We start from the raw sequence: 25114 nt of genomic DNA, 5'->3' as shown, positions 1-25114 counted from the left end.
CGTTACGCGGGCCTCTGCTCACCGGCCTTTTCATAGTCCCAGTAGGCGGCTTCGATGTTGTGGCCGTCGGGGTCGATGACAAAGGCAGCATAGTATCCGGCCCAATAGGCTTCCCGATAGCCGGGGCCACCGTTGTCGGTCGCCCCTTCGGCCAGCGCAGTCTGGTAGAAGGCGTGAACCTCGTCCTTGGTTTTGGCCTCAAACGCCAGGTGTGTTGGAACGACATCCTCTTTCAGAACCCAGAAATCGGTGTTCTTGCCATCGTGAAAGCCGGCCGCTTGGCCGACTTCCATGTTGTTAGTGTACCCAAGGGTGGCGAGCACCTTCGTGTAGAAGGCCTTTGACTTCTGATAATCGCTAACGTGAAGATGGGCGTGGGCAATCATGTATCGCTATTTCCATTTCCTGTTTCGTCAGTGAACGATGCGTCCGACATGGAATCATGCCGCCTGATGTTCTGTCAGGCGGCGCAGAATCCGGGCATAGGCATCCGCCCCTTGCGCCCCGCTGACCATGTGATTGTGTTCGAAAATCATGCTGGGAACGCCCGAGACACCGCGCGATTTTGCGAACGCTCCCTTGGCCCTGACGCTTTCGGCGTGGCTTTCCGACTGTAGAGCCGCACGGGCCGCGTCCGGATCAAGACCGGCTTTCGCCGCTGCCGCCACCAAAACATCGTGATCTTCGATGTTTTCGCCATTGGTGAAATATGCCTTGAAGATTTCCAAGGTCACTTCCTGACCGAGGTCCTGATCCGACGCCCAGTCGATCAGTTGATGCGCCTTGAACGTGTTGATCACCCTTGTCTCTTCCGTGAAGTTGAAGGTGAACCCGAGGTCGGCGCCAACTTCGGTCAGCTGGCGGCGCATCTGCCAGGTTTTTTCTGCCGGGACACCGTATCGCGTGGCCATGTATTCGATATGGTTCTCACCGCCCGGTTCCATCCAGGGGTTGAGCTCGAATGGGTGCCACTGGATCTGGAGCGGAATTCCGGTATCTTTGGAGGCGCGCGCCAGTTGGTGATACCCGATCACGCAAAACACACACACCATGTCGGATACGATATCCACATGAACGGCCTTGGTCATGTTGAGCCTTTCGTATTTCATGGGTTATTGGCCTTTCAAAAGCGGCTCAATCGCGTTGTCCGCTGTGATGCCCTTCATCCAGTTGAACGTGCCCTTTTCCTTCATCTCGCGGGCGCCATCGATCAGCGTGCCGTAGACGGCCATGGCCATTCCCCCGCCGATGCTGACCCTGCGGGCGCCTGCCTCGGTCAGGTCGGCAAGGGTCATTTCCGGCGACATCGCGACGACGCTAAGGGGCTTGGTGATCTCGCGGACAACGGTTCGGACCTCATCGGGGGTTCTCAGCCCTGGCGCAAAGAGCACATCGGCACCGGCAGCCTCATAGGCCTTCAATCGGCGAATCGTGTCGTCCATGTCGTTCTTCTTGCGCAGGAGATTTTCGCAGCGGCCAATGACCGCGAACGGAAAATCGAGAGATCGCGCTGCTTCGACTGCCGCCTCCATCCGTTCGACCGCGTGGTTGAAGTCGTAGATGTCCTCGCCGCTCCAATCCTCGATCGAACCGCCAGCCACGCCGGTTTCGGCAATGCGGCGAATGGTATTCGCCACGCCTTCTGGATCATCATCATAGCCGTTTTCAAGATCCGTCGTAATCGGGATGTTGGTGGCCTCGCTCAGTGCGCGGCAGTGGGCAACCTTCTCTTCAAGGGTCACTTGCCCGTCGAGCTTTCCCAACGCATAGGCCAGACCGCCACTTGTGGTCGCCAGAGCCTTGAACCCGAGCGCCTCGAACACCTTGGCTGAGGCCACGTCCCACGGGCCCGGTATCAGGAACGTCTCGGACCCTTCATGAAGAGCTTTCATCGTTTCCGCTTTTTGCAGTTGTGTCGGCATTGTGGGCCTCCTTTGTCAGTTACTCCTCCGATGTGGGTTCTTCGGATTGTGGCGCAATGACATATAGAATAAGGATCGTGCCAAACTTCTTAATTTGCCAAACAGGGGCCAGAAGGATGCCAACCTACAAAGTACCAAGACTGCGGCGCCAACCTTGCACGGCCGCCGGCCCAAAGCGCGTCGTTATCGCGACGAATGCGGCCGCTGACTCGCTGGAATACATAGGCTTGCTACAAGTCTTTGCCGAAGTTCGGTTCTTTCTTCGGGAGGCTGGTTATCCGCAAGCTTACACTGTCGAAATCGTGTCGCGCGGGACCGGGCAGATCTATGCCTGCCAAGGCCTCTCTATTTCCGCGACCACCGGCTATGCCGATCTCGAAGGCCCGGTCGACACACTTATCTTTCAGGCTGCCGACGATCGCGACGAATGTCTGTTGGATAGCGAATTCATCGCCTGGGTCGCGCGTATGTCCAAACAGGTTCGGCGTATCGTCAGCGTCTGCACCGGCGCCTTCATCTTGGCAGAGGCCAAGGTGCTCGATGGTCGTCAAGCCACAACGCATTGGGCCGCCGCGCAGGATTTTCGCAGTCGCTATCCCAATGTGCGCCTGACAGAAGACAGGATCTTCGTCAAAGACGGTCACGTCTATACTTCGGGCGGTGCGACTGCGGGCATGGATCTTGCCATCGCCCTTGTCGAAGAAGATCTCGGCACAGAACTCGCCCGCAAGGTCGCGCAGGCCATGGTCGTGTTCTTCAGGCGCCCGGGAGATCAGGCGCAGTTCAACGCTGCGCCAAACCCCGACCATGATGAGGCGCGATTGCATCCCATCGAGAGTCACATCAGAAAAAATCTGGACAAGGATCTTCGGCTTGAGACCCTTGCGCGGCAGTTCGGCTACAGCCTGCGCAGCTTCAATCGCACGTTTTCAAAGCTATTCGGCTTGCCTCCGGGCCAGTTCATCGAGCAATGCCGTCTTGACAATGCGCGCTACCTGCTCGAAGAAACAGACAAATCCATCTCATGTATTGCTGCCGAATGTGGCTACGCCTCGTCTGAAGGGCTGTATCTGGCCTTCGACAGGCGTCTCGGTGTCGGTCCACGAGATTATCGAAACCGTTTCGGCCAAGACCTGCGGGGACAGAACCGATCATCGGCCCATATGGTGCTCTCGAGGAAAAGCCGCGCTTGACGTTCAGTCGGCATCTTCGTCCAGACATCGCAGACGGACTTCAGTTCGGTGATCATGGTTCGGTCTCGCTTCGGAGGTAACCGAAAAGATTGGCCGATTTCTTCCAACCGAAAGCAGCTACGTTAATGGCTTAGCCGGGGCCTTTGCGAGGCAAGCAGGCTTAGCATTTCCAAAAAGCCTGCTTTTTCTTGTCGATAATTGGGAATAGTTTTGTTGGTCGAAGTCGTGGTTGGGTCACTGATGGCGCTGATCGCAACCCAAGTGAATGGCAACGCGGGAATATTTTACATGGAAATTCAGGCATCCTACACAAGCGTCTACCGGCTATCTTTCACACCTGTTCCTCATACCAAACAACTAGGTACACACGTGCGATGTGGCATCTGATACTTGATGCAGGGTCGTCCATTTGCGACTGGGCATTCACTTCACTCTTCTCAAAAAACGCTTCAACCGCTCATCTCTTGGCTGACCCAGCACTTTCTCGGGCGGACCTTGCTCTACAATACGCCCCCCATCCATGAATATGACGCGATCCGCAATCTCGCGCGCGAACTGCATTTCGTGGGTTACAATCAGCATGGTCTGACGACGCTCGGCCACCCGTCGAATGAGGTCGAGGACTTCTCCCACCCATTCGGGGTCAAGCGCAGAGGTAGGCTCGTCAAACAGCATCAAACACGCATCAAGTGCCATGGCGCGGCCGATCCCGACGCGTTGCTGTTGCCCGCCTGAAAGGGCCGCCGGGTAGCTGTCTGCCTTCTCGGCCAGCCCTGTTTCGGCCAGCACCTCCATTGCGCGACGCTCGGCCTCGTCTCGGGGACGCTTCTGGACGGTTATCAGCGCCTCCATGATATTCTGCTTGGCGGTCTTGTTGGCAAAGAGGGCATAGTTCTGGAACACGAATGCCGTGCAGCGCCGAAGGGTAAGGATATCGGCGCGCGATGCACGTGCCGTATCCACCGTGAGGCCGCCGATCGAGATGGTGCCGGATTGCGGCCGGTCGAGAAAGTTGACGCAGCGCAACAATGTGGATTTGCCCGTGCCCGATGGTCCGATCACGACGACGCGCTCACCCTCTTCAATCGTCAAGTCGATGTTGTCCAGCACTGGTGTGCCATCGAAGCGCTTGGTCAGTCCCTCGATCTTGATCATCGCACGTATCCTTTGTTCAACCAGATCTCGAGCCGTTGCTGACCCTGATTCAGTATCTCGACGATGATCCAATAGATGATTGCCACCACGAGGAAGGCTTCGAAATAGAGGAAGCTCCCGGCCGCCTCCTTCTGTGCTGCGCCCATCATCTCGGTCACGCCCAGAGTGAAGGCAAGCGAGGTGCCCTTGATCATGTCGATGAAGTAGTTGACCAGCGTCGGCGCGGCGATCCGTGTTGCTTGCGGAAGGACAATTCTGCGCATCATCTGGCCCTGAGTCATACCGATGGATTGCGCGGCCTCCCATTGGCTGCGGTCGACGCCTGCAATGGCCGCGCGGATGCTCTCTGCCATGTAGGCGGAGAAGTGGAGCGTCAGCCCCATGATCGCCGCGGTCACGCCATTGATCTGGGTCAGGAAGGACAACACCTGAGGCAGCCCGTAATAGAACAGGAAGAGTTGAACGAGCAGCGGTGTGCCGCGAAAAAAGCTGATGAAAAGCATCACCAGCCAGTCCAGAACCGGCACCTTAAATACCCGTTCAACCGCCAGAAGCGACCCGAGGATGAGCGCCAGCACCATGCCGGCCCCGGCCATAAACAAGGTGAGCGGTACGTAGCCCAGAATAACGGGCACCAGCCCGAGCATGTAGTCGAGGTCAAGTGCCCGCATGTCTCAGTTCACTCCGCCGGTTTCGTGATATCGCTGTCGAACCACTTGCGCGAAATCTCGGCCAGCGTGCCGTCCTCCTGCAAACTGGTCAGCGCGGCATCGACTCGGTCGCGCATGGCTTGACCCGCCTCGTCGCTGCGAAAGGGGAGCGCATTGCGGATTTCGGAAAATGGCGCGCCCGCCAGTTCCAGCGGGAGAGGGCTCTCCGCGATCACTTGCGCCGAGGAAACGCGGTCCATCACAAAGGCATCAACACGACCGAGCGCCGTATCCTGCTCTATGTTGGACTCATACGTCCGTATGTCGATTTCATCGGCGTTCGGCAGATCGCGCAGCAATTGCTCGAAGTTCGAGCCGAGGTTGACGGCAACGGTCTTTCCAGAAAGGTCCTCGACGCCTTCGATCTCCGAGTTGCCCTCACGCGTCACGACCTGAGCGCCATCAATCACGTAGGGCTGCGTGAAGGCGAACTTGGCCTCTCGCTCGGGTGTGATCGTGATCTGGTTTGCGATCGTGTCGATCCGCTCTGCTTCAAGCGCTCCAATGAGGCCCGAAAAGGACATCGTCTCGAACTCGATCTCGAGTCCAGCTTCTTCTCCGACGGCATTCATCACATCGACTTCGAACCCTTGCAATTCGTCCTGGCGCACGAAGGTGAAGGGGAAGTAACCGCCGGACATGCCAACGCGCAGGGTTTCGGTGTCTTGCGCCAAGACCGGCGCACCAGCGATGGCGGCTGCGACGGAGATGGCGGGGAGAATCTGTTTCAGCATTTTCTGGCTCCTTGTGGCCGTTTGAAGGGCATACGTGCCCATGCAATTGTCGACCCACAACCAACCTGGTGGAAAAAGGATGCTGTCCACGCGATAAATACCTCCGGCGCACTTTGGTTCCCTGAAAGATCTTAGGTAGGGTGTAATGTTCCATGCCCTTCGGAAAACCCAGAACGGAACAAGTGCTGCATACCTGAAGTTCACGTACCACTTAATTGAGCGTGAGCTGGTCCAGCGCACCTCGGCATTGGCAATGACCAGTAAGCCCGGCCCTCGCGCTGTTCATCTGGTTCACGCGAAGCATTGATCTCGTAGGCGTGATTGAGCAAATTGCAGCGCGGCGAGCCTGTTGGGGGTGCTCAATCTAACGTGGGTGCGCGAAGAGCGCCGAAAGACTGGAAGCCTGCGAAAAGCGATCATCTTCCAGATAACGACGTATAATTGCCGTTGACCGATTTCATCTACGCTTGCAATCGCGGAACCGAAGCTGTTGGGTGCGCTCGCGGATGCCTGGCCCAAGGGTCCGTGAACAGCCGCCCGAATGCCGCGAGGTCCGGAAATGACAGTCATCCTGCACGTCTGGGCCCTGCTTTTCGGCGTGTTTCTCATCATGATCGGCAATGGCATGCAATCCACACTGATGGGCGTGCGCGGCGGGCTGGAAGGGTTCTCGACATTCGAGCTGTCGATCGTGACCTCTGCCTATTTTGCCGGCTTCCTGATCGGCTCTCGGATAGCGTCGAGCTTCATCCGCAGTGTCGGTCACGTGCGGGTCTTCGCGGCTTTGGGCTCCTTCATGTCCGCGGGCCTGATTGCCTTTCCGATAATTGTGGAACCCTGGGCCTGGGCGCTCATACGCCTGTTGCTGGGCTTCTGTCTGTCGGGGGTCTACGTATCTGCCGAAAGCTGGCTGAACGACAAGGCGACGAACACGACGCGCGGGACCATCCTGTCGGCTTATATGCTGGCGCAGACTTTTGGCATGGTCGGCGCGCAGGTGTTGGTCGGCGTGATACCCGTCGAGACCTTCACGGTGTTCGCGGTCGCCTCTATCCTGGTGTCTCTCTCCTTCGCGCCGATCCTGCTGTCGGCCAGCCCCGTGCCCTTTGCGGAAAACATCAAGCCGATGAGCCTGAAGCGGCTCTACCGCACTTCGCCTCTCGCGACGGTAGGAACACTGCTGCTGGGTGGCGTGTTCGCGGCACAGCTCGGCATGGCCTCGGTCTATGGCAGCGAGATCGGACTTTCGACAGGCCGGATCACGCTTTTTGTGGCCTCCATCTTCGTTGGCTCCATTCTGTTCCAGGTGCCCGTGGGCTGGCTGTCGGACATCTTCGACCGGCGTCTGCTGATCCTCGGAGTCGCCGTGGTGGGCGGCGTCGCCAGCCTGATCCCCTGGCTCTTTGGTCCGAGTTTTCCGGTCCTGCTGGGCACGGGGGTCATCATGGGCGGCATGGCCTCGCCGCTCTATTCGCTGCTGATCGCCTATTGCAATGACTATCTGGAGCTCGAGGACATGCCCGCGGCGTCGGGCGGAATGATCTTCATTTATGGCCTCGGCGCCATTGCCGGGCCACTTATCACGGGCCAGATGATGGATCTCATGGGCGATGATGGGTTCTGGCTGTTCATCGCCGGCACCTTCCTCGCGATCGCCGCCTGGTGCGCCTATCGCATGACGGTCCGCTCAGCGCCCCCTGCGGACGAGGCGGGAGACTATGTTTCGCTTTCGCCGAACGCGTCGCAGGTGGCCGTGACCGCCGTAACCGAGTGGACGACCGAGCAAGATGCGGAGGATGAGAACGATCAATGATCCCTCGCGCAACTGGTCTATAATCAGCCATGACGTCCGTCTGGCGTTTGGAACGCGATCTCCGCGCTTCGTTGTGAGGGTGTAAATCATGCTGTGAGCTCAACGAATGCCTGAGATCTCGATAATTCAGTAAAGCGATATCTGTGTCCATCAACGGCCGGATCGGGCCGAGACCTTCACAACGGAGAGCGCGCTTCACCCTTCCGAATATTCCTTCAAGGCGCTACGCAAGACCGATTGTCGAGGATGCACCGCAGCGTTGGCAATTTGAAGGTTCGTTAGTTGTTAGAAGAATTGCGCCTCAGGATGCAGAGTAGTCCTGCGGGGAAACGCCGAAAATGTCTTTGAACCTTCTTGAAAAATGGGATGCGGAACTGAACCCGCAAGCGGCCGCTGCGTCGGCGACATTTATGTTTGTCTCGGACATGAGCGACCGTGCGCGATAGAGCCGTGACAGAATCACGAATTTCTTCGGCGTAGTCGCCATATACTTTCGGAAAAGCCTTTCCATCTGGCGGCGAGATATTCCGAAACGATAAGCAACATCGTCCAGGCTTCCCAATTCGTCCAGATGCGTTTCCATAAACTCGGCGATCTCAATCAGCTTGCGGCTCTTAACGTTGAATGTAGCAGCCAAGCTGGATTTTTGCCTTTGCTGGTGGTGCCTGGCAACGTCGTGCAAACACATGCTGGAAATGGTGCCCGCTAGCAGGCTGCCGTAGCACCGGCGTATACGGCAAATCATCATATCCGTAGGGGCGCTGCCTCCGGCACATGTCCAAATCCGTCGGTCAAAGGTATAGATTTGATCTGACGCTTCGAGCTGGGGATACCGCTCCTGAAACGCGAGAAGGTTTTCCCAATGCAGTGTGAACGCGCTGCCTTGCAGGATGCCTGCTTGCGCCAATGTATAGGCGCCCGTGCATATGCCGCCAACTGTTTGGCCTTGCCGCCACAGGCGTCGGATTTGGTCGGCGACCTTTCTCGAAGCATTTTTTTCCGGGTTCACGCCCGAGCATACGAGAACGGCATCGGTGGTGGAAATATCGTCCATGGTTCCGTTCACTCCGACGGTAACGCCATTGGAACATTCTACCGGTTGTCCGTCCTCCGATACGCAACGCCAATGAAATATTTCCTTGCCCGTCAGCTGATTGGCGAGACGCAGTGGTTCGACGGCGGAACTGAAGGCATTCATCGAGAATTCGGGCAGCAACACGAAGGTGAAGCTTTCCGTTTGGAACTCCTGATCGAATTCGCAGAATGCGATCCCGCGCGGTATCCAGTTCTTTATCATATCATGCTGCTGCTATTGACTGCCTATTTTATTCAAAGCCCGAGGGCGCGACGTTTTTCCGTTGCGAACCCCTGAACGAGCCTATCGGCCACCATCGCAAGTACAGCCATCGCGGCACCGGCAGTAATACCGAGACCGACATCCGCCTGACCAAGCGCCAAGTAGATCGACTGGCCAAGACCAGTCGTACCGATAAGGGCTGCTATTACGAGCATTGCGAATGCGTAAAGGATTGTCTGGTTCAGCCCCAAGAGGATTGTCGGGACAGCGTAGGGGAGGCGGATTTCAAAGAGTGTCTGCCATTGCGTTGCGCCAGAGGAAACGGCTGCCTCGACGAGTTCGTCCGGGGTGCTGATCAAGCCGTGCCGCGTGTAGCGGATCATCGGAACAATCGCGTAAAGGCAGATCGCAAGGAATGCCGAAAACTCGCCAATCTGGAAGAACATGAGAACCGGAATGAGAAAAACGAAGAGCGGAATGGTCTGAAGCATGTCGCAGACAGGTCGCATCACGCGCCATGCAAAGGGACTGACCGCGCAGATCAGGCCGATTCCGCCGCCGAGCAGGGCGCACGTGAAAACGGACGCGCCCGAGAGGTAGATCGAAAGCAGAGCCTGGTCCCAAAGCCCGCTGAATAGGATGGACGCAAGCATAAGTGCCGAGAATACCGAGAGGCTTCGTCCGCCCGCGACCCAACCGATCATGGCCGCGGCGATCAGGACGAACGGCCAAGGGAGGTCGGTGATGCCGGTTTCCAAGACGCCTGCCAGGATGAAGATCACAAGACCGAGCGTTATTTTTCCGCGTAGGATGCCAAGGATCGCGAGGATGACTGCGCCGGCAAAAAATGCCGCGCTCAACGGGGATGTCCATTGAAAGCCCCATGTAAATGGCAGGACAGCGCCGTCGAACCCGATACGTAGAGGAAGCAGGACGTAGTACATCGCCCCGTTCTTGATGGTGTCGAGTGTCGCTGCATTTGCAGCGAGGACTTTCGACAGCGTGCTGTCAAGCCAGCCCGCAACTGGTTGCAGAAGATTGATCGTGCCGCTTTCCGGAATGATCCCGCCGAATACAAGCGCGGCGCCGACGCCGAGCAGGAATAGCGCGAGGGCGACACGGATGTCGTGGCGTTGCTGGTCCTCGGCAAGCTTGCCGCTCATCCGGTCGATGATCACCGCGAAGACGACAATCACGAACCCGGCCAAAAGGCTGGGGCCAAACTGCGCTTTGCGCATGGTCAGCAGAACTTCCCAGCCGATATCGTCGAAGCCGCCAATGACTGCCGCGATGATGACCATGCTAAGGGCTGCCATGAGGCATTGGTTCACGCCCACCATGATCTGTGCTTTTGCCGAAGGGAGTTCGACGAGAAACAGTTGCTGAATGCGGTTGCCACCGCTCATGACTGCCGCTTCCTTGATGTCGGGCTCGACCCGCTCAAGGCCGAGTAGCACGTTTCGCGCCATGGGCGGTGCGGCATAGATTGCCGATGCGATCAGGCCGACGACCGGGCCGAAGCCGAAAAGAACGAGGAGCGGTGTGAGGTAGGCGAATGTCGGGACTGTCTGCATAACGTCGAGGGTCGCCTGAACCGCTGGTTTCAAACGGGGAATTTCGTTCGCCAAGATGCCGGTGGCCGCGCCGGCGATAAGCGCCAGTGGGACGGAAACAGTGACGAGTGCCAGCGTACGCATACCCTCGACCCAATAACCAGTCGCCAATACGAAGATCATTCCGATCAGGCCAAGGACGGCGTAGCCGGTGCCGCCAATGAACCATCCCAGGGCGGTGATCCCCGCCACGATGGTGAGCCAATGAGTCTGGGTCCAGAACGCGTTTGCCCAGTCCATCGGATAGGTCAAAAGTGATGTGAACACCCTGGCGAGTGGCTTGATCAGGTTGAGGAACCACCCGACGCCAGCATCCACCCATTCGGTGACGGGGAGTGTCCATGCCTCGGGAAACTTCACGAGCCACGGAAGGTAAGGTGTCAGCGCCATGCAAATCGCTCCGGTTGCAAGAACGATAAGCGCTGCAAGGGCACCACGACTGAGGCGTCGCGGACCATCGGGCACTGTGGCGATATCACTCTGGATTGTCATGGATCCTCGGCTTGAAGTGCAGATGCCAGATCGCTGGGATCGACCGTGCCAATAAGGTTGCCACCGGCATCGTGGACCGGAACGGGCGCATACTTGGCGATACAGGTTGCGAGTGCCGCTTCGAGTGTCATGTCCTGCCGCAGGGCCGGACCATCCGGAATGACTCCGTTGACGGGTCGCATGACCGATTGGACCCGGGCGTGCCGCCCCTTGGCCACATCCTTGGAGAATTCTCGGACGTAATCATCAACCGGGTTGAGCACGATTTCAGCGGGCGTACCGATCTGCACGATTTTGCCGTCGCGCATGATCGCGATCCGGTCGGCGATCTTGAGCGCTTCGGCAATATCGTGTGTGATAAACACGATGGATTTTTTCAGCCTGGCCTGGATTTCGACGAATTCGTCTTGAAGCTGACGGCGGATAAGCGGGTCGAGCGCGGAAAATGGCTCGTCCAAGAACCAGATATCGGGGTTGGCGGCGAGGGACCGCGCGATCCCGACACGCTGGCGCTGACCGCCCGAGAGCTCGCGGGGGTATGCTTTCTCGCGTCCGGCCAGTCCCACGAGCTCCAGGACTTCGTGGGCGCGCTCGACGCGGTCCGCCTTGGCGCGGCCCTGCATCTTGAGCGGAAACGCAACATTTTCGGCGACTGTCATGTGCGGGAACAGGCCGAAATGCTGGAACACCATACCAAGCTTGCCCCGGCGCAGCTCGGTCATGCGGGATTTGCTGGCTTCCAAGATGTTGTCGCCGTCTATGAGGATTTCTCCGCCCGTCGCTTCAATCAGGCGGGAGATACAGCGTATCAATGTTGACTTTCCCGACCCCGAAAGCCCCATGATGACGAACAATTCACCACTCTGGACGTCGAAGGTTGCATCTTGTACGGCTGGAACGAGGCGCAGGCCGCGCAGGGACTGCGCGGCAGCTTCGGGATCATGACCGGTTTGGGCCAGTGCCTTGTCCAGATGGTCTCGGGCTCCGGATCCGAAGACCTGCCAGACGGAGTTGCACCGAATGGCAGGCCGGGTGGCATCATTTTGGGTCATCACCACGTCCGAACGTTCAAGGTGTGGCCGCGTCGACGACGGGGCGCCATTGGTCTTCGTTGTCGGCCATCCATTTTGCAACGACTTCTTCGACGGCGACACCGTCGACGTCCACCTCTCCCATCAGCGGTTGCTGCACTTCGACCGAAAGCTGGAACTCGCTGAGAATTTCGTAGGCGGCGGGCCACTTGTCCTCGAAGCCCGCCCAGGTGGCCTTGAATATACGTGTCGGCGCGAAATCGCAGTCATGAGTGGCATTGGGGTTCACTCCCCAGGATGCATCTTCAAAACACTGCTCGTTGCCTTCGGGCAATTCAACGAATTCCACGTCGTAGGCGGCCATGGCCCAGTGCGGTTGCCAGAACGTAATCAGCAGTGGCGACTGTTTTTCGGTGGATGCGCGAAGTTCTGCAATGAGGGCACCTTCTGACCCTGCAGGCACGGCCTTGAACGGAAGACCAAAGCCGCTCATTCTGTCTGCGCCAGGTGTGCCCCAATCGGCAGGGTAGTCCACGAGGCGACCATTTGGAATGGTTTCGGCAGTCGCAAACTGCTGCGCACAGTCTTTCAGAGCTTCCCAAGCTGGAAGGCCGGGACACAGCTCCGCCACATGCGATGGGTATGCAATACCTTCTTTTGCTTCCAGGCCGAGATCGCCAATCTCGGTCAGGGTATTTGCCTCCAGCTGTTTGGCATAGTCATCAGATACGTTCGAAGACCAAATCTCGAGCGCTGCGTGGATCTCGCCATCGGCCATTGCCTGGTACATGTTCATGTACCCCGCGGTTGTGTATTCGACCTCGTAGCCTGCTTCCTTCAGCATCTCACCGGCGATATGGGTCGTGATATGCTGTCCGGTCCACTCATTGATTGCCAGCTTGATCGGTTCGTCGGTTGCGCCAAGTTCGGCGGCGTTCGCCACGCCGGCGGCGGTCGAAAGGACGATACCCAGTGTCGTCGCGCGCATTGTTTTCTCCCTGTCGTGATGTTTTTGATTAATTGATTGTGGCGACGAACACCTTTTGGGTTTATGTATTTTCGACTGATTTTTAACATGAGTCGTCGTATGAAGCTGCTCTCCGACACGATGCTGAATGTGATTGTGGTCACGACTCCGCATTTTAACATGTCGGCGACCGCCGGTTTTCTAGACCCGTTTCGCGCCGCGAATTATTTGGAGGGAAAGGCGCTGGTCCGGTGGTCGATCCTGTCCGAACAGGGCGGTGCATGTACCGCCAGTAACGGGATGACGATCAATACGCAGAAGTTATCGGACGCGAGAGAAAGCCGGCCAGATATCGCGATTATATCGAGTAGTTGGACTCCGGAAGCCAACCGCAGCACGCAACTTCATACCATGCTCTGGCGATGGGAACGCCAAGGTGCAACGCTGGGAGCCCTAGACACAGGTGCGTTCATTCTTGCCGAAGCCGGGCTTCTCGAGGGGCGGCGCGCCACGGTTCACTACGAACATATTGATGCGTTTGGCGAGATGTATCCCGACTGCGAGATATCGGAGGAACTTTTTGTATACGACGGTAATCGAGTCTCGTGCTGTGGAGGTAGCGCATCGGTAGATTTTGCTCTCAATCTACTGCGCGGCACACATGGCGACGAGATCGCAAATGCGACCGCGCGATATATTTTTCATCAAAGTGTGCGGCCCGTGGGGACAAAGCAGCATGCCGGGGATCTTGAGCCGCTGGGCAATACCGCACCCTCGACAGTGAAGCGGGCCATTGCCTTGATGGAGAATCACCTCGAGACGCCTTTGTCTATCGAAAATATCAGCAAGCAACTTGGTGTCTCTCAACGTCAGCTAGAGCGGCTGTTTCGCGAGTATGTCCGTAAGACGCCATCTCTCTATTACAGAGACATCCGGCTGGATCGAGCGCGTGGACTTGTCACGCAGACGGAAATGCCGCTGTCGCAGGTGGCACTTGCGTCGGGCTTTGCCAGCCAGGTTCACTTCAGCCGGGCGTACCGTGAACGTTTCGGGCTGCCGCCGCGCACGGACCGAGTAGAGGGTCGTGTGCCGTTCGAATTCCGGGCTTGGCCGATGCACCGGCGCAGCGAATAGCAACACTGCTGCGCCACGGCGAATCGAGTTTTGTCTGTGTCGATCTGCGCACATTTCAATGCATTTTCTCGGGCGATGCTTCTACGCATATCACGTAACGCACGCCGTCCGCGCAGCGGACCTCGCTAGGGAGCACAAAGATGACGGAACTGCCTTCGAAAGCCGATTTCTCTCTCATCCAGCTGGGCTACTCGCAAGACTCCAGCCGGTCGATGTCGTTGCATGCTGATTGCTATACCAAGCCAGCCTGGTACGAAGCAGATTTGCAGGCGGTAATCGCCAAGACCTGGCAGTGGGTTTGCCATGTCGAGAAGCTACGCGAGCCGGGATCCTATGTGACGGTGACCATAGCGGAGCGGCCTATTGCCGTGGTGCGCGACCGCGAGGGTGTCTTGCGCGCTTTCTACAATGTCTGCAAGCACCGGGCACATGAACTGCTGCGGGGCGAGGGCCTGACAAGCCGGATCATGTGTCCTTATCACGCTTGGGTCTATAAGTTGGACGGGCAACTGGTGCGCGCACCGGAGACTGATCACCTGGAGGGTTTCCAACCGAAAGAGATTTGCCTGGACACAGTGCAGGTGGAGGAGTTTTGTGGTTTCATCTTCGTTAGTCTGGATCCGGAAGCAGCCTCGCTGCGGGAACAGTCGGGCAACCTGGAAACCGAAATCCGCCACTGGGCACCTGGTCTGGAGGACCTTACTTTCGGGCACCGGCTGACCTACGACATCAAGTCCAACTGGAAAAACGTGGTCGATAATTTTTTGGAGTGTTATCACTGCCCCACGGCCCACAAAGATTTCTGCGACCTGGTGGACATGGACACCTACAAGGTCACCACGCATGGGATCTATTCCAGCCACATGGCGGATGCGGGCCAAGGGGCGAACTCGGCTTATGACGTGTCCAATGCAACGGTTCGGACACACGCCGTCTGGTGGCTTTGGCCGACGACCTGCCTCATGCGATATCCGGGTAGGTCGAGCATGATCGTTCTAAACATTATTCCCGCCGGGCCGGACCGGACGCTGGAAACCTACGACTTCTTTCTGGAAACGCCAGAGCCGGATCCGATGGAATTGGATGCGATCCGCTACCTCGACGAGGTGTTGCAAGTCGAGGACATCAGTCTTGTGGAAAGCGTGCAGAGGGGGATGAGCACCCCCGCCTTCACGCAGGGGCGTATCGTCAACGATCCGACGGGTTCAGGCAAGTCTGAGCATGCTGTTCACCATTTTCACGGACTTATGCTGGATGGCTATGAAAAGGCATTTGGAGGATGATGCGAAAAATGAGCCGACCCAATATCGTCATCGTTATGGCGGATCAGTTGGCGCCACAGTTCACAGGCGCCTATGGTCACAAGGTGGCGAAAACCCCGCATATGGACGCGCTGGCAGCACGGGGCATGAGGTTTGACGCAGCCTACTGCAACTCGCCGCTCTGCGCACCTTCGCGATTTTCCTTTATGTCAGGGCAGCTTATCAGCCGGATTGCCGCATATGATAACGGGTCCGAGTTTCGCGCCTCGGTGCCGACTTTCGCGCATTACCTGGGAAGCCTTGGCTATCGGACTTGTCTATCGGGCAAGATGCACTTCGTCGGGCCGGACCAGAAGCACGGGTTTCGCGACCGGATCACGACGGATGTTTATCCGGCCGATTTTGCCTGGACACCGGATTGGGAAGCCGCGGACGAGCGCATCGATAAGTGGTACCATAACATGCAGACCGTGAAAGAAAGCGGGGTCGCTCAGGCCACTTTCCAAATCGACTATGACGAGGAGGTCGGTTTTGCCGCGCGGCGGTGGCTCTATGACCGCGCGCGGGACAAGGCGACAGGTGAAGATCAGCCATTCCTGATGATGGCGAGCTTCATTCATCCGCATGATCCCTATGTGGCGCGGCCAGAGTGGTGGAACCTTTATTCCGACGACGAGATCGACCTGCCGGCGCCTTTTGCAAAGGAAGACCACGACCCCTTCGCGCAGAGGTTGATGGACGGGATCGAGGCATCGACCGTGATGCTGACTGAGGAAGAAACGCGCCGGGCGCGGAGGGCTTATCTGGCCAATGTCAGTTATTTCGACAGCAAGTTGGGTGAGGTGGTGCGGACCCTGGAGGAGATCGGTTTGCTGGAAGATACCATCGTGATCGTCACTTCCGACCACGGCGACATGCAGGGTGAGCGTGGCCTATGGTACAAGATGAATTTCTTCGAGCATTCCTCAAGAGTTCCGCTTATCGCCGCCGGGCCGGGCGTGTCGACGGGGAGTGCGCAGAAGGCTTGCTCGCTCGTGGACATGCTGCCGACGCTGGTGGAGCTGGCGGGCGGCGACGAAAGTATTCTGGGTGAGCCACTGGATGGTCGCAGCCTAGTGCCGATGATGCGGGGGCAGGCAGATGAGATCGACGAGGCGATTGGAGAATACTGCGCCGAAATGACACCGGCGCCGGTCTTTATGATCCGGCGAGGGGATCTGAAATACATTCATTGCGACATCGACCCACCGCAACTGTATGACCTTGCGAAAGATCCCGGTGAACGGGTGAATCGCGCAAGCGACCCCGATTACCGCGAGCGCGCGGCGAACTTTGCCGAAGAGGTCGCGCGCCGATGGGATGGCGAGGCCCTTCGGCAAAACGTCATCGCCACCCAGCGCGCTCGCCTTGCGCTCCATCGCGCGATGGAAGTGGTGCCCCAGGAAGGCTGGGACTACGCGCCGCGCCGCGATGCCACGCAGGAGTATGTGCGCAACCACATGGATTGGACGGTGGCTGCAGCACGTTACCGGTTCCCGCCGTTTGAGGAAGATATGCAATGAGAGCGGGAAGGTTTTGCTCGGAAGATGCGGCCGTGATCTGGATCGGCAACCATTGCGCGAGCCGAAATGAAGTCAACAACCGTGGCAAATCCCCAAAAGACATCGAAAGTTAGACAACAGCATGAGCAAGCCCGTCATCATCACATGCGCGCCAACGGGCGGCATCCACACGCCGACCATGTCGGAGTATCTGCCGGTCACGCCAAACGAAATTGCCGAAGCAAGCATCGAGGCCGTCGAGGCAGGGGCCAGTATTGTGCATTTGCACGCGCGGAATCCCGAAGACGGGCGGCCCGATGCACGCCCTGAGACTTTCATGCAGTTTCTCCCACGCATCAAGCAGTCGACGGGTGCCGTGATGAACATCTCGACCGGTGGTGGGTTGGGAATGACCCGAGAAGAGCGGCTTCGGGCCGCGGTTCATGCGAGTCCGGAAATGGCCAGTATGAACATGGGAAGCATGAATTTCGGCATCTTCCCGATGAAGGACAAGTATTCCGACTGGAAGCATGAGTGGGAACCCGAGTTCCTCGACATGACGCGGGATTTCATTTTTCGCAACACGTTTGCCGACATCGAATACGCGATGAAGGAACTGGGTGAGGGGCACGGAACAAAATTCGAGTTTGAATGCTATGACGTGGGTCATCTCTACAATCTCGCCTGGGTCATTGACCAAGGATGGGTCAAGCCACCCTTCTTTGTACAGATGGTGTTCGGGATCCTCGGTGGGATCGGGGCGGAGTTGGACAACCTGATGCACATGCACCGGATCGCCGAGCGCCTGTTCGGCGACGACTACGAGTGGTCGGTACTAGCGGCGGGGCGCCACCAGATGCCCTTCGCGACACAGGCGGCTTTGCTGGGCGGCAACCTGCGGGTCGGGCTTGAAGACAGTCTTTACATCGGTCCGGGTCAGAAGGCCAAGTCGAGCGCCGAGCAGGTACGCAAGATCAGCAGTATCGTTGAAAACCTAGGTCTCGGTGTCGCTACGCCAGACGAGGCACGCAAAAGATTGGGACTTAAAGGCGGCGACAAGGTCGCGTTCTGAAATATGGGAGGGAGTACATGCAGACAAGCATGCTGATAAATGGTGAGCTTGTGCAGGGGGACGGCGAGGCCTTGCCGGTTCTGGACCCGGCCACAGGCGAGACTGTGACAAGCATCAAAGAGGCGAGCGCCGAACAGGTCGAGGCCGCGACACGCGCATCGGAAGAGGCCTTCGAGACCTATCGATTGACACCTCCGGGCGAACGCGCAGCGTACCTTCTGGCCATCGCCGACCTTATCGAAACCAATATCGAGGAGTTGGCCGAGCTTGAGACACTGGACGTGGGCAAGCCTTGGCCCATGGCGCGGGACGAGGAAATGCCATTGGTCATCGACGTCTTTCGCTTCATGGCAGCGGCGGCGCGAACGCAGACAGGATCGGCTGCCGGCGAATACGTTCGGGATCACACATCAATGATCCGCAAGGATCCGATTGGGCCGGTGGCGTCGATAGCGCCCTGGAATTATCCGTTGATGATGGCCTCTTGGAAAATCGCAGCACCACTGGCCGCCGGTTGCTCGATGGTATTGAAGCCTTCGGAGATCACGCCGCTGGCCACCCTGCGGCTGGCGGAGCTGATGCAGGATGTTCTGCCGAAAGGCGTGTTCAACGTGATCCACGGGCGTGGACCGACAATTGGTGATCAACTCATCAATGATCCTCGCATGGAGGGCATTTCGATAACTGGTTCGCCGGCGACGGGCATGGCCGCGTTCAGAGCCGCGTCCAACCAAGTGCGACACGTGCACCTTGAGCTTGGCGGCAAGGCACCTGTCATCGTGTTCGATGATGCCGATGTGGAGGCTTTGGCCGAGACCATTCGTTTCGGTAGCTTCTTCAATGCCGGTCAGGATTGTGCCCAACCCTGCCGGATCATGGTTCAAGAAGGTGTATATGACGCGGTGGTCAAGGCGATCGCGGACCAGGTCGGCAAAATTCAAATTGGCGCGCCGCGTGGGGAAGGGACTGAAATGGGTCCCGTCGTTTCGGCAGCGCAACGGGAGCGCGTAGCGAGCTTCGTTGATCGCGCCCGTGACAGCGCCGAGGTTTGTGTCGGAGGTGCCGCCGGCGACGGGGCAGGTTTCTTCTACCAGCCGACGGTAGTAGCCAACGTCGAAAACGATGCGGAAATCGCGTGCAACGAGGTATTTGGGCCCGTTGTAACACTGTCGCGTTATTCGGACGCGGAGGAGGCGCTGCGGGTTGCGAATGCAGGGCGGTACGGGTTGGCCTCGTCCGTCTGGACGCGAGATGTGTCTACAGCCATGAAGCTTTCCTCGCAGTTGCGCTATGGCATGACGTGGGTGAACACGCATGGGATGCCCACGGCGGAGATGCCTTGGGCAGCGATGAAGGGATCCGGGACGGGCTGTGACATGAGCGTCTATGCGCTCGACCCGTACACCTCGATACGGCATGTGATGGTAGCACACTGATGGCGGGTACATCTCATGCTGCGGTCCTGGGAGCGGGCGTTATCGGTGCAAGCTGGGCCGCGCTGTTCTTGGCCTCCGGGCGCTCTGTCACGGTTTACGATCCGGCGACCGACGTCGAGGAGATGGTGCAGGATTATATTGAAACCGCGTGGCCCGCAATGACCGAGCTTGGTCTTACCTCACGCGGTGTGCCTGACAATCTGAGTTTTGCCGCGTCGGCCGCGGACGCGGTTGCAGGGGCTGGTTTCGTTCAGGAAAACGTGCCGGAACGCCTGCAGGTAAAACATGTGATCTTTTCCGAGATCGAACCGGTTCTCGAGAAGGGCACGGTTGTCGCAAGCTCTGCCTCGGGGTTGACGCTAGGGCAGATGCAGGAGGGTTGGTGCGATCCGTCGCCCTTGGTGTTGGGACACCCGTTCAATCCTCCGCACCTTATTCCGTTGGTTGAGATTATGGGGAACGAGAGGACCGGCGACGGCGTTCTGGCCGCTGCGGACGCATTCTATTCGGACCTCGGAAAGACAACGATCCGGCTACACAAGGAAGTGCCCGGTCACGTGGCCAACAGGTTGCAGGCGGCAGTCTGGCGCGAGGCAATTCACCTGGCCGCCTCGGGGGTGGCCAGCGTTGGTGATATCGACAAAGCGATGTCGGCGGGACCGGGTCTCAGGTGGGCTGCGATGGGTCCGACCACACTGTTCGGACTTGGCGCCGGCGCGGGCGGGCTTGCCGCGTTCTGCGATCACTTTACGGACACGTTTCACGGCTGGTGGGAAGACCTGGGCAAACCTCAGCTCGATGATGACACCAGAAGAATACTGGTCGAAGGCCTGTCGGAGGCAACAAATGGCCAGTCTTTAAAGCAGTTGGCCCGCGAAAGGGACGCAATGATAGTCGCCATGCAGAAGGCGTTGCTTGGAACTCGGAAAGGCTAGGCAACGGACGGTTAGGACGGGGCACGAGTGGCGGCGCAGAACAGGGTTTTGACGCTTCTCATGCTGACACCTCTCGAGAGAAGGACCATTCAAATGATGCTTGAAGGAAAAGTGGCTCTGATTACGGGCGGGCGCGGCGGTATCGGTCGCGCGATTGTGGCCCGGTTCCTGCGAGAGGGCGCAAGGGTCTATGCTGCCGATCTGTCCGAGGAAGGATCTTTAAAGACGCATGATGACGATGGCAGCGTTTTCGTAAAGTTGGACGTGAGCCAGGAGGCCGATGCCGTTGCCGCAATGGAGCGGGTCGGCGAAGAGGCGGGACGCCTCGATATCCTTGTTAATGCGGCGGGAATCGAGATCGAAAAAACCATCGAGCATACCACGCTGGAGGAATGGAACCGGTCCTTTGCGGTGAACGCGACCGGCACGTTCCTCACATCGAAATACGCGCTGCCGCTGCTGCGAAAATCGGCGGAAAGTGGCACGAGCGCCAGCATCATCAATTTCGGATCCTATGACGGGTTCATCGCCGATCCGGGGCTTGCGGCCTATTGCGCCACGAAGGGCGCGGTGCACGCGCTGACCCGCGCCATGGCCTGCGATCATGGACCGGAGGGAATTCGGGTCAACGCGATATGTCCCGGATACATAGACACGCCCATGTTGCAGAGCTTCTTTTCCGGGGACGGTTCTGGCGGGGGCGGCAAGACAATAGATCAGTTGCAGCAGGCGGTGCGTGATGTGCATCCGATCCGACGCTACGGCACGCCGGACGACATCGCGAACCTCGTGAACTGGCTGGCGTCCGACGAAGCACGCTATGCCAGCGGTCAGCTTTGGGTGCTGGACGGAGGGCTGTCCGCGCAGGTGCAGCAGATGAAACTGTGAGCAAACCGATGCGACTTGAGAACAAGACGGCGTTGGTCACCGGGGGGCGTCAGGGCATCGGCCTTGGCATCGTGCAGGCCTTTCTCTCGGAGGGGGCGAAGGTTACGACCTGCGGACGCGGGCCACGGCCCGACGGTTTGCCGGACGCTTGCAATTGGGTTCAGTCGGATGTCTCCGATACCGAGCAGGTGGTGAAACTGGCAGACGCTTGCTCGACGTTGGACATCCTGGTGAACAACGCAGGAGTGCAGGTTGAAAAGACTGTCGTCGACAGCACGGACGCGGACTGGGACCTTGTGATCGGAGCCAATTGCCGGGGGGTGTTCAATCTTTGCCGTGCCTTTATCCCGCGCATGTCCGAAGGCGGATCGATCATCAATGTCGGATCGATTTCCGGCCATGTCGCCGACCCATCGATGGCGTTGTACAATGCATCCAAGGCATTCGTGCATGGGCTTACCCGCTCGGTTGCGGTGGATCACGGTCCAAAGGTCAGGTGCAACGCGATCTGCCCCGGCTGGATAGAAACCGGCATGCTGGATGCCGGTTTCGAACTGTCGAAGGATCCTGATGCGGCACGGCTCGACGCGCTGTCCCGCCACGCGGCACGTCGTTTCGGAAAGCCTTCGGACATTGCCGCAATGGCGGTATGGCTTGCTTCGGATGAAGCGAGCTACGCCACCGGCCAGATGTTCACGATTGACGGGGGCATGACAGCCGCATCGCCAGTAAATCCAGGTTTGTATTAGTGGCGACACGTTATGCCTCGTCGCCAAAATTCAAGGCGGAGTACTATGCAAAAGCGCCGGGCCAAGGCTATCAACATTAACATAAGAAACATTATGCGCTGATGGATTGTGCCCGGGGCACGTTCTAAACTGGGTTGCGACAAATCCCGTATCTTGCTGAAAAGCAGGGAGAACGGACATGGCTCACATAGAGCTGGATTTGCGCGAACGACGCACGATTGAGGACATGCTGAATGAAAAGCGCTCAATTGATGAGATCGCGGCCGAGATCGGCAGGCATCTCTCAACTGTATATCGCGAGATCAACCGCAATCGTTTTGAAGACACCGAACTGCCGGATCTAAACGGTTACTACGGCATTCATGCTCAGCACATCGCCACGGCCGTCGTACACGCCTTCGCAAGTTGGTGCGCTTGTCCGCTCTGCGAAAAGCTGTGACCAACCGCCTCAAGGAAGGCTGGTCTCCTGAGCAGATCGCGGGCCGCCTTTGATTCGAAGGTCGGCCAGTCCGCATCAGTCACGAGACCATCTACGCGCATGTCTACAGTCGTGTAAGCCAACCCGACGCGCTGGCGCGGTATCTTCCCAGCCGCCGCAAGAAACGCAAGCCGCGATACGCTAGACGGCCACGGGGCCTTGTGTTTTCGCCGGATCGCTCCATCCATTCACGCCCAGAACACGTGAACACGCGTGAGATATTTGGTGACTGGGAGGGCGATTTGATGATCCTCGGGCGCTCGAAGGATAATGCGAACGTCGCCTCTCTGGTCGAGCGCAAGAACCGCTTCGCCATCCTGTTCCGCGACAATGATCGCAGCACGACGCATCTGATGAACCGGCTAATGGAAGTCATGGCACCCCTGCCCCAGTTCGCGCGCCGCTCGATCACCTTTGACAGAGGCGTCGAGTTTAGGAACTGGCGCAAACTGAAGCCGGAGATCGGCACCGAAGCCTGGTTTTGCGATCCGCAGGCGCCCTGGCAGAAAGGATCGGTCGAGAATCTGAACAAACGTGCGCGTACCCGAACCATGCCTCCGCTCCTACCCTGTCATAAGCAATCATTGGTTTGAAGAGACGGCTTGCGCCTGAGGTGGAGCGTTCCTTTGGTTTTATTCAACCCTGGAACTAGGAAGCGGAGCGCGACAGTTCGGACTACTCAATGCAGAAAGCTCTACGGCGACGTGATCGGTGGCGGTTTCCGGCGCTTGCCCGAGATTGCATTGCCGGCAATCGCCACTAGCAGCACGGCACCACCGACCAGGGTATTGATGCTCGCCGTCTCGTCGAGAAACAACCAGACCCAAACCGGCCCCAACAGCAACTCGGCCAACGAAAGTAAGGCCAACTCCGCGGCCGGAAAGCTACGAGACCCCAGCGTGTAGAGGATCAGGCCCGCACCGCCCTGGAACAGCCCCATCCCCATTGCGACCCCGCCATCGTTCCAAGTCACTACAAGTTAATGCCCTAGTATAGGGAATATGGACGACGTGATGATGATTGCAAAAATGCCTGACAGGAAATCAGCCAGAAACATCTCTCTGGTCCACCCCCAGCGCAGCGCGACAGTAAACACCGCAAACCCGAACGCCGATCCGAGAGCTGCAAGGCTGCCTGCGACAACCACACCGCGGAATTTTTCGGCGACCGTTGTCGCTCACGGTCCATACCGGAACTTCATTGTCGGAGCGGCAAAGGACCGCTCTTCGGCCCTCTTGCGCTGATACCATCTGGTGAAGGTCGGTGAATATTCGTAGCTGAGCCTTGGGCTCGGTCACTTCACTACCAGCTCCGGACCCATCAGCAGCGTCGGCAGCCAGGTGCTCAGAAGCGGGATGTAGGTGACCATGATCAGAAAGACGAAGAGCACGCCGAGGAACGGCAGCGCGGCCTTCACTACCCGAATCATCGACATACCAGCGACACCAGAGGTCACAAAGAGGTTCAGACCCACCGGCGGCGTGATCATCCCGATCTCCATGTTCACCACCATAATGATCCCGAGGTGAATTGGGTCGATCCCGAGCTCGATAGCGATTGGGAAGACCAGTGGCGCAACGATAACCAGCAGCCCCGAGGGCTCCATGAACTGGCCGCCGATCAGCAGGATCACGTTGACCACAATCAAAAAGGTCACCGGCCCGAGCCCGGCCGAAAGCATCGCCTCGGCCACGTGTTGCGGCACCTGTTCGTCGGTCAGCACGTGCTTGAGCATTAGCGCGTTGGCGATCACGAACATCAGTGTGACTGTCAGCTTGCCGGCCTCGAACAAAGTCCTGCGGGTGTCGGGGTGCCAGATCGCGGTGACCAGCGCCTGCGGCTTCTGCCAGAGCGGGATGTTGCGGTCCTCGCCCGGGCAGCTGAGTGGGCCCATGTCGCGGTAGATGAAGACCGCCGCGATGAATGCGTAGACCGAGGCGACGGCGGCGGCTTCGGTCGGCGTGAAGATCGCTCCGGCGATGCCGGGAATGCCATAGATGCCAACCATGATGATGAAGATCAGCATCAGCCCCCAGAAAGCGTCGCGGAAGCTGTCCCAGATCTCGCCCCAGCCCAGCCAGTCGCCGGCGGGCATGCCGCGGACCCGCGCCATGATCCAGATCGCGACCATCAGCATCGCGCCCGCCATCAGACCGGGAATTACGCCGCCTAGGAACATCCGCCCGACAGAGACGTCGGTGGCGGTGGCATAGACCACCATCACGATCGACGGCGGGATCAGTATGCCGAGCGTGCCCGCGTTGCAGATCACGCCGGCCGCGAATTCCTTCGTGTAGCCCGCCTGGGTCATCGCCGCGATGACGATGGAGCCGATGGCGACCACGGTTGCGGGCGAGGAGCCCGAGAGCGCGGCGAAGATCATGCAAGCGAAGACGCCGGCTATGGCCAGCCCGCCGCGCAGATGTCCGACACAGGCGATGGAAAAGCGGATGATCCGCTTGGCCACGCCGCCGGTCGACATAAAGGACGAGGCGAGGATAAAGAACGGGATGGCGAGCAGCGTATAGTGGCCCACGAAGGCCTGCATCAGCGTCTGCGCTATAGAGGCCAGAGAAGTTTCCGAGAACCACAACAGGAACAGAATCGACGAGAAGCCGAGCGAGACAGCGATCGGCACGCCGATCAGCATTAAGCCCACGACCATGACGAAGAGGATTGCGACGTCCATGGC

The 25114-nt window shown here is 58.4% G+C and carries 23 protein-coding genes and 1 pseudogene; 12 read left to right on the top strand and 12 right to left on the bottom strand.

From position 1 onward, the window contains the following. Positions 1-2 precede the first annotated feature (2 nt). The 3 genes from FIU85_RS21085 to FIU85_RS21075 are packed head-to-tail and all read right to left on the bottom strand — an operon-like array spanning position 3 to position 1922. Entirely contained in the window at positions 3-386 is a 384-nt protein-coding gene (locus tag FIU85_RS21085; protein ID WP_152477412.1) for a VOC family protein, read from the bottom strand. Positions 387-440: 54 nt separating this feature from the next. Further along, positions 441-1088, bottom strand: a complete 648-nt coding sequence (locus tag FIU85_RS21080) for a DsbA family oxidoreductase (RefSeq protein ID WP_152498398.1) — start codon at positions 1086-1088, stop codon at positions 441-443. A 24-nt stretch (positions 1089-1112) separates the two neighbouring features. Beyond that, on the bottom strand, positions 1113-1922 hold the full coding sequence (locus tag FIU85_RS21075) for an isocitrate lyase/phosphoenolpyruvate mutase family protein (protein WP_152498397.1): 810 nt from the start codon (positions 1920-1922) through the stop codon (positions 1113-1115). Between the two features lie 56 nt (positions 1923-1978). On the opposite strand from FIU85_RS21075, the gene FIU85_RS21070 reads away from it, so the two are divergent. Next, complete coding sequence (locus FIU85_RS21070; RefSeq protein WP_152498396.1) at positions 1979-3115, top strand: helix-turn-helix domain-containing protein; 1137 nt, start codon at positions 1979-1981, stop codon at positions 3113-3115. 423 nt (positions 3116-3538) lie between these two features. Here the strand turns inward: FIU85_RS21070 and FIU85_RS21060 are convergent, their stop codons facing one another. From FIU85_RS21060 to FIU85_RS21050, 3 genes are read right to left on the bottom strand one after another with little or no spacing between them, the layout of a single operon-like run. Further along, entirely contained in the window at positions 3539-4270 is a 732-nt protein-coding gene (locus tag FIU85_RS21060; RefSeq protein WP_152498395.1) for an amino acid ABC transporter ATP-binding protein, read from the bottom strand. Beyond that, positions 4267-4941: an amino acid ABC transporter permease gene (locus FIU85_RS21055; protein ID WP_152498394.1), complete on the bottom strand. Its 675-nt coding sequence runs from the start codon at positions 4939-4941 to the stop codon at positions 4267-4269. The genes FIU85_RS21060 and FIU85_RS21055 overlap by 4 nt, the downstream gene beginning before the upstream one ends. Before the next feature lie 8 nt (positions 4942-4949). Beyond that, positions 4950-5714, bottom strand: a complete 765-nt coding sequence (locus FIU85_RS21050; protein WP_152498446.1) for an amino acid ABC transporter substrate-binding protein — start codon at positions 5712-5714, stop codon at positions 4950-4952. Between the two features lie 559 nt (positions 5715-6273). Here FIU85_RS21050 and FIU85_RS21045 point away from each other — a divergent pair. Continuing rightward, positions 6274-7527 (top strand): MFS transporter, encoded by a 1254-nt coding sequence (locus tag FIU85_RS21045; RefSeq protein WP_152498393.1) that lies wholly within the window; start codon positions 6274-6276, stop codon positions 7525-7527. A gap of 301 nt (positions 7528-7828) precedes the next feature. On the opposite strand, the gene FIU85_RS21040 is transcribed toward FIU85_RS21045, so the two are convergent. The 4 genes from FIU85_RS21040 to FIU85_RS21025 are packed head-to-tail and all read right to left on the bottom strand — an operon-like array spanning position 7829 to position 12948. Next, entirely contained in the window at positions 7829-8824 is a 996-nt protein-coding gene (locus tag FIU85_RS21040; protein WP_152498392.1) for a GlxA family transcriptional regulator, read from the bottom strand. 32 nt (positions 8825-8856) lie between these two features. After that, entirely contained in the window at positions 8857-10929 is a 2073-nt protein-coding gene (locus tag FIU85_RS21035) for a proline/glycine betaine ABC transporter permease (RefSeq protein ID WP_152498391.1), read from the bottom strand. Then, the gene (locus tag FIU85_RS21030) at positions 10926-11981 is read right to left on the bottom strand and encodes a glycine betaine/L-proline ABC transporter ATP-binding protein (protein ID WP_152498390.1); all 1056 of its coding nucleotides are present in this window, start codon (positions 11979-11981) and stop codon (positions 10926-10928) included. Before FIU85_RS21030 ends, FIU85_RS21035 begins: the two co-directional genes overlap by 4 nt. A 16-nt stretch (positions 11982-11997) precedes the next feature. After that, positions 11998-12948, bottom strand: a complete 951-nt coding sequence (locus FIU85_RS21025; protein WP_152498389.1) for an ABC transporter substrate-binding protein — start codon at positions 12946-12948, stop codon at positions 11998-12000. A gap of 99 nt (positions 12949-13047) precedes the next feature. Here FIU85_RS21025 and FIU85_RS21020 point away from each other — a divergent pair, with 99 nt between their 5' ends. The 10 genes from FIU85_RS21020 (at position 13048) to FIU85_RS22435 (ending at position 23015) form a co-directional block, all read left to right on the top strand. Then, positions 13048-14061, top strand: coding sequence for a GlxA family transcriptional regulator (locus FIU85_RS21020; protein ID WP_152498388.1), 1014 nt, complete (start codon positions 13048-13050; stop codon positions 14059-14061). Between the two features lie 140 nt (positions 14062-14201). Next, a complete protein-coding gene (locus FIU85_RS21015) occupies positions 14202-15344 on the top strand; it encodes an SRPBCC family protein (RefSeq protein WP_152498387.1) in 1143 nt (380 codons plus the stop codon). An 8-nt stretch (positions 15345-15352) separates the two neighbouring features. Beyond that, positions 15353-16885: a choline-sulfatase gene (gene betC, locus FIU85_RS21010; protein ID WP_152498386.1), complete on the top strand. Its 1533-nt coding sequence runs from the start codon at positions 15353-15355 to the stop codon at positions 16883-16885. Between the two features lie 121 nt (positions 16886-17006). Further along, on the top strand, positions 17007-17936 hold the full coding sequence (locus FIU85_RS21005; protein ID WP_152498385.1) for a 3-keto-5-aminohexanoate cleavage protein: 930 nt from the start codon (positions 17007-17009) through the stop codon (positions 17934-17936). A gap of 17 nt (positions 17937-17953) precedes the next feature. Continuing rightward, positions 17954-19372 carry an aminobutyraldehyde dehydrogenase gene (locus FIU85_RS21000; RefSeq protein ID WP_152498384.1) on the top strand — a complete coding sequence of 473 codons (1419 nt, stop codon included), beginning with the start codon at positions 17954-17956 and terminating at the stop codon, positions 19370-19372. After that, a complete protein-coding gene (locus tag FIU85_RS20995) occupies positions 19372-20307 on the top strand; it encodes a 3-hydroxyacyl-CoA dehydrogenase NAD-binding domain-containing protein (protein WP_152498383.1) in 936 nt (311 codons plus the stop codon). Before FIU85_RS21000 ends, FIU85_RS20995 begins: the two co-directional genes overlap by 1 nt. Positions 20308-20403: 96 nt before the next feature. Continuing rightward, positions 20404-21195, top strand: a complete 792-nt coding sequence (locus tag FIU85_RS20990) for an SDR family NAD(P)-dependent oxidoreductase (RefSeq protein ID WP_254703091.1) — start codon at positions 20404-20406, stop codon at positions 21193-21195. 8 nt (positions 21196-21203) lie between these two features. Beyond that, the gene (locus FIU85_RS20985) at positions 21204-21944 is read left to right on the top strand and encodes an SDR family NAD(P)-dependent oxidoreductase (protein WP_152498445.1); all 741 of its coding nucleotides are present in this window, start codon (positions 21204-21206) and stop codon (positions 21942-21944) included. Between the two features lie 178 nt (positions 21945-22122). After that, positions 22123-22383: a helix-turn-helix domain-containing protein gene (locus tag FIU85_RS22440; RefSeq protein WP_254703090.1), complete on the top strand. Its 261-nt coding sequence runs from the start codon at positions 22123-22125 to the stop codon at positions 22381-22383. A 74-nt stretch (positions 22384-22457) separates the two neighbouring features. Further along, the gene (locus tag FIU85_RS22435) at positions 22458-23015 is read left to right on the top strand and encodes an IS30 family transposase (RefSeq protein WP_368372988.1); all 558 of its coding nucleotides are present in this window, start codon (positions 22458-22460) and stop codon (positions 23013-23015) included. A gap of 101 nt (positions 23016-23116) precedes the next feature. Here FIU85_RS22435 and FIU85_RS20975 read toward each other — a convergent pair. After that, a pseudogene (locus FIU85_RS20975) lies at positions 23117-23590 on the bottom strand (EamA family transporter); the annotation flags it as partial. 126 nt (positions 23591-23716) lie between these two features. Next, the gene (locus tag FIU85_RS20970; protein ID WP_152498381.1) at positions 23717-25111 is read right to left on the bottom strand and encodes a TRAP transporter large permease; all 1395 of its coding nucleotides are present in this window, start codon (positions 25109-25111) and stop codon (positions 23717-23719) included. Positions 25112-25114: the final 3 nt, after the last annotated feature.

This window comes from Roseovarius sp. THAF8, from assembly GCF_009363735.1.
Taxonomy (GTDB): Bacteria; Pseudomonadota; Alphaproteobacteria; order Rhodobacterales; family Rhodobacteraceae; genus Roseovarius.
The sequence above is the reverse complement of the archived record's forward strand: the minus strand, read 5'-3'. Positions and strand labels throughout refer to the sequence as shown.

What these genes read in the sequence shown, in the direction of transcription:
- FIU85_RS21045 (WP_152498393.1), top strand. Translation starts at nt 6,274, where the DNA reads ATGACAGTCATCCTGCACGTCTGGGCCCTGCTTTTCGGCGTGTTTCTC.
- FIU85_RS20985 (WP_152498445.1), top strand. Translation starts at nt 21,204, where the DNA reads ATGCGACTTGAGAACAAGACGGCGTTGGTCACCGGGGGGCGTCAGGGC.
- betC (WP_152498386.1), top strand. Translation starts at nt 15,353, where the DNA reads ATGAGCCGACCCAATATCGTCATCGTTATGGCGGATCAGTTGGCGCCA.
- FIU85_RS21030 (WP_152498390.1), bottom strand. Translation starts at nt 11,981, where the DNA reads ATGACCCAAAATGATGCCACCCGGCCTGCCATTCGGTGCAACTCCGTC.
- FIU85_RS21035 (WP_152498391.1), bottom strand. Translation starts at nt 10,929, where the DNA reads ATGACAATCCAGAGTGATATCGCCACAGTGCCCGATGGTCCGCGACGC.
- FIU85_RS21050 (WP_152498446.1), bottom strand. Translation starts at nt 5,714, where the DNA reads ATGCTGAAACAGATTCTCCCCGCCATCTCCGTCGCAGCCGCCATCGCT.
- FIU85_RS21040 (WP_152498392.1), bottom strand. Translation starts at nt 8,824, where the DNA reads ATGATAAAGAACTGGATACCGCGCGGGATCGCATTCTGCGAATTCGAT.
- FIU85_RS21055 (WP_152498394.1), bottom strand. Translation starts at nt 4,941, where the DNA reads ATGCGGGCACTTGACCTCGACTACATGCTCGGGCTGGTGCCCGTTATT.
- FIU85_RS21085 (WP_152477412.1), bottom strand. Translation starts at nt 386, where the DNA reads ATGATTGCCCACGCCCATCTTCACGTTAGCGATTATCAGAAGTCAAAG.
- FIU85_RS22440 (WP_254703090.1), top strand. Translation starts at nt 22,123, where the DNA reads ATGGCTCACATAGAGCTGGATTTGCGCGAACGACGCACGATTGAGGAC.
- FIU85_RS21080 (WP_152498398.1), bottom strand. Translation starts at nt 1,088, where the DNA reads ATGACCAAGGCCGTTCATGTGGATATCGTATCCGACATGGTGTGTGTG.
- FIU85_RS21020 (WP_152498388.1), top strand. Translation starts at nt 13,048, where the DNA reads ATGAAGCTGCTCTCCGACACGATGCTGAATGTGATTGTGGTCACGACT.
- FIU85_RS21005 (WP_152498385.1), top strand. Translation starts at nt 17,007, where the DNA reads ATGAGCAAGCCCGTCATCATCACATGCGCGCCAACGGGCGGCATCCAC.
- FIU85_RS21060 (WP_152498395.1), bottom strand. Translation starts at nt 4,270, where the DNA reads ATGATCAAGATCGAGGGACTGACCAAGCGCTTCGATGGCACACCAGTG.
- FIU85_RS21015 (WP_152498387.1), top strand. Translation starts at nt 14,202, where the DNA reads ATGACGGAACTGCCTTCGAAAGCCGATTTCTCTCTCATCCAGCTGGGC.
- FIU85_RS20990 (WP_254703091.1), top strand. Translation starts at nt 20,404, where the DNA reads ATGCTTGAAGGAAAAGTGGCTCTGATTACGGGCGGGCGCGGCGGTATC.
- FIU85_RS20970 (WP_152498381.1), bottom strand. Translation starts at nt 25,111, where the DNA reads ATGGACGTCGCAATCCTCTTCGTCATGGTCGTGGGCTTAATGCTGATC.
- FIU85_RS21025 (WP_152498389.1), bottom strand. Translation starts at nt 12,948, where the DNA reads ATGCGCGCGACGACACTGGGTATCGTCCTTTCGACCGCCGCCGGCGTG.
- FIU85_RS21070 (WP_152498396.1), top strand. Translation starts at nt 1,979, where the DNA reads ATGACATATAGAATAAGGATCGTGCCAAACTTCTTAATTTGCCAAACA.
- FIU85_RS20995 (WP_152498383.1), top strand. Translation starts at nt 19,372, where the DNA reads ATGGCGGGTACATCTCATGCTGCGGTCCTGGGAGCGGGCGTTATCGGT.
- FIU85_RS21075 (WP_152498397.1), bottom strand. Translation starts at nt 1,922, where the DNA reads ATGCCGACACAACTGCAAAAAGCGGAAACGATGAAAGCTCTTCATGAA.
- FIU85_RS21000 (WP_152498384.1), top strand. Translation starts at nt 17,954, where the DNA reads ATGCAGACAAGCATGCTGATAAATGGTGAGCTTGTGCAGGGGGACGGC.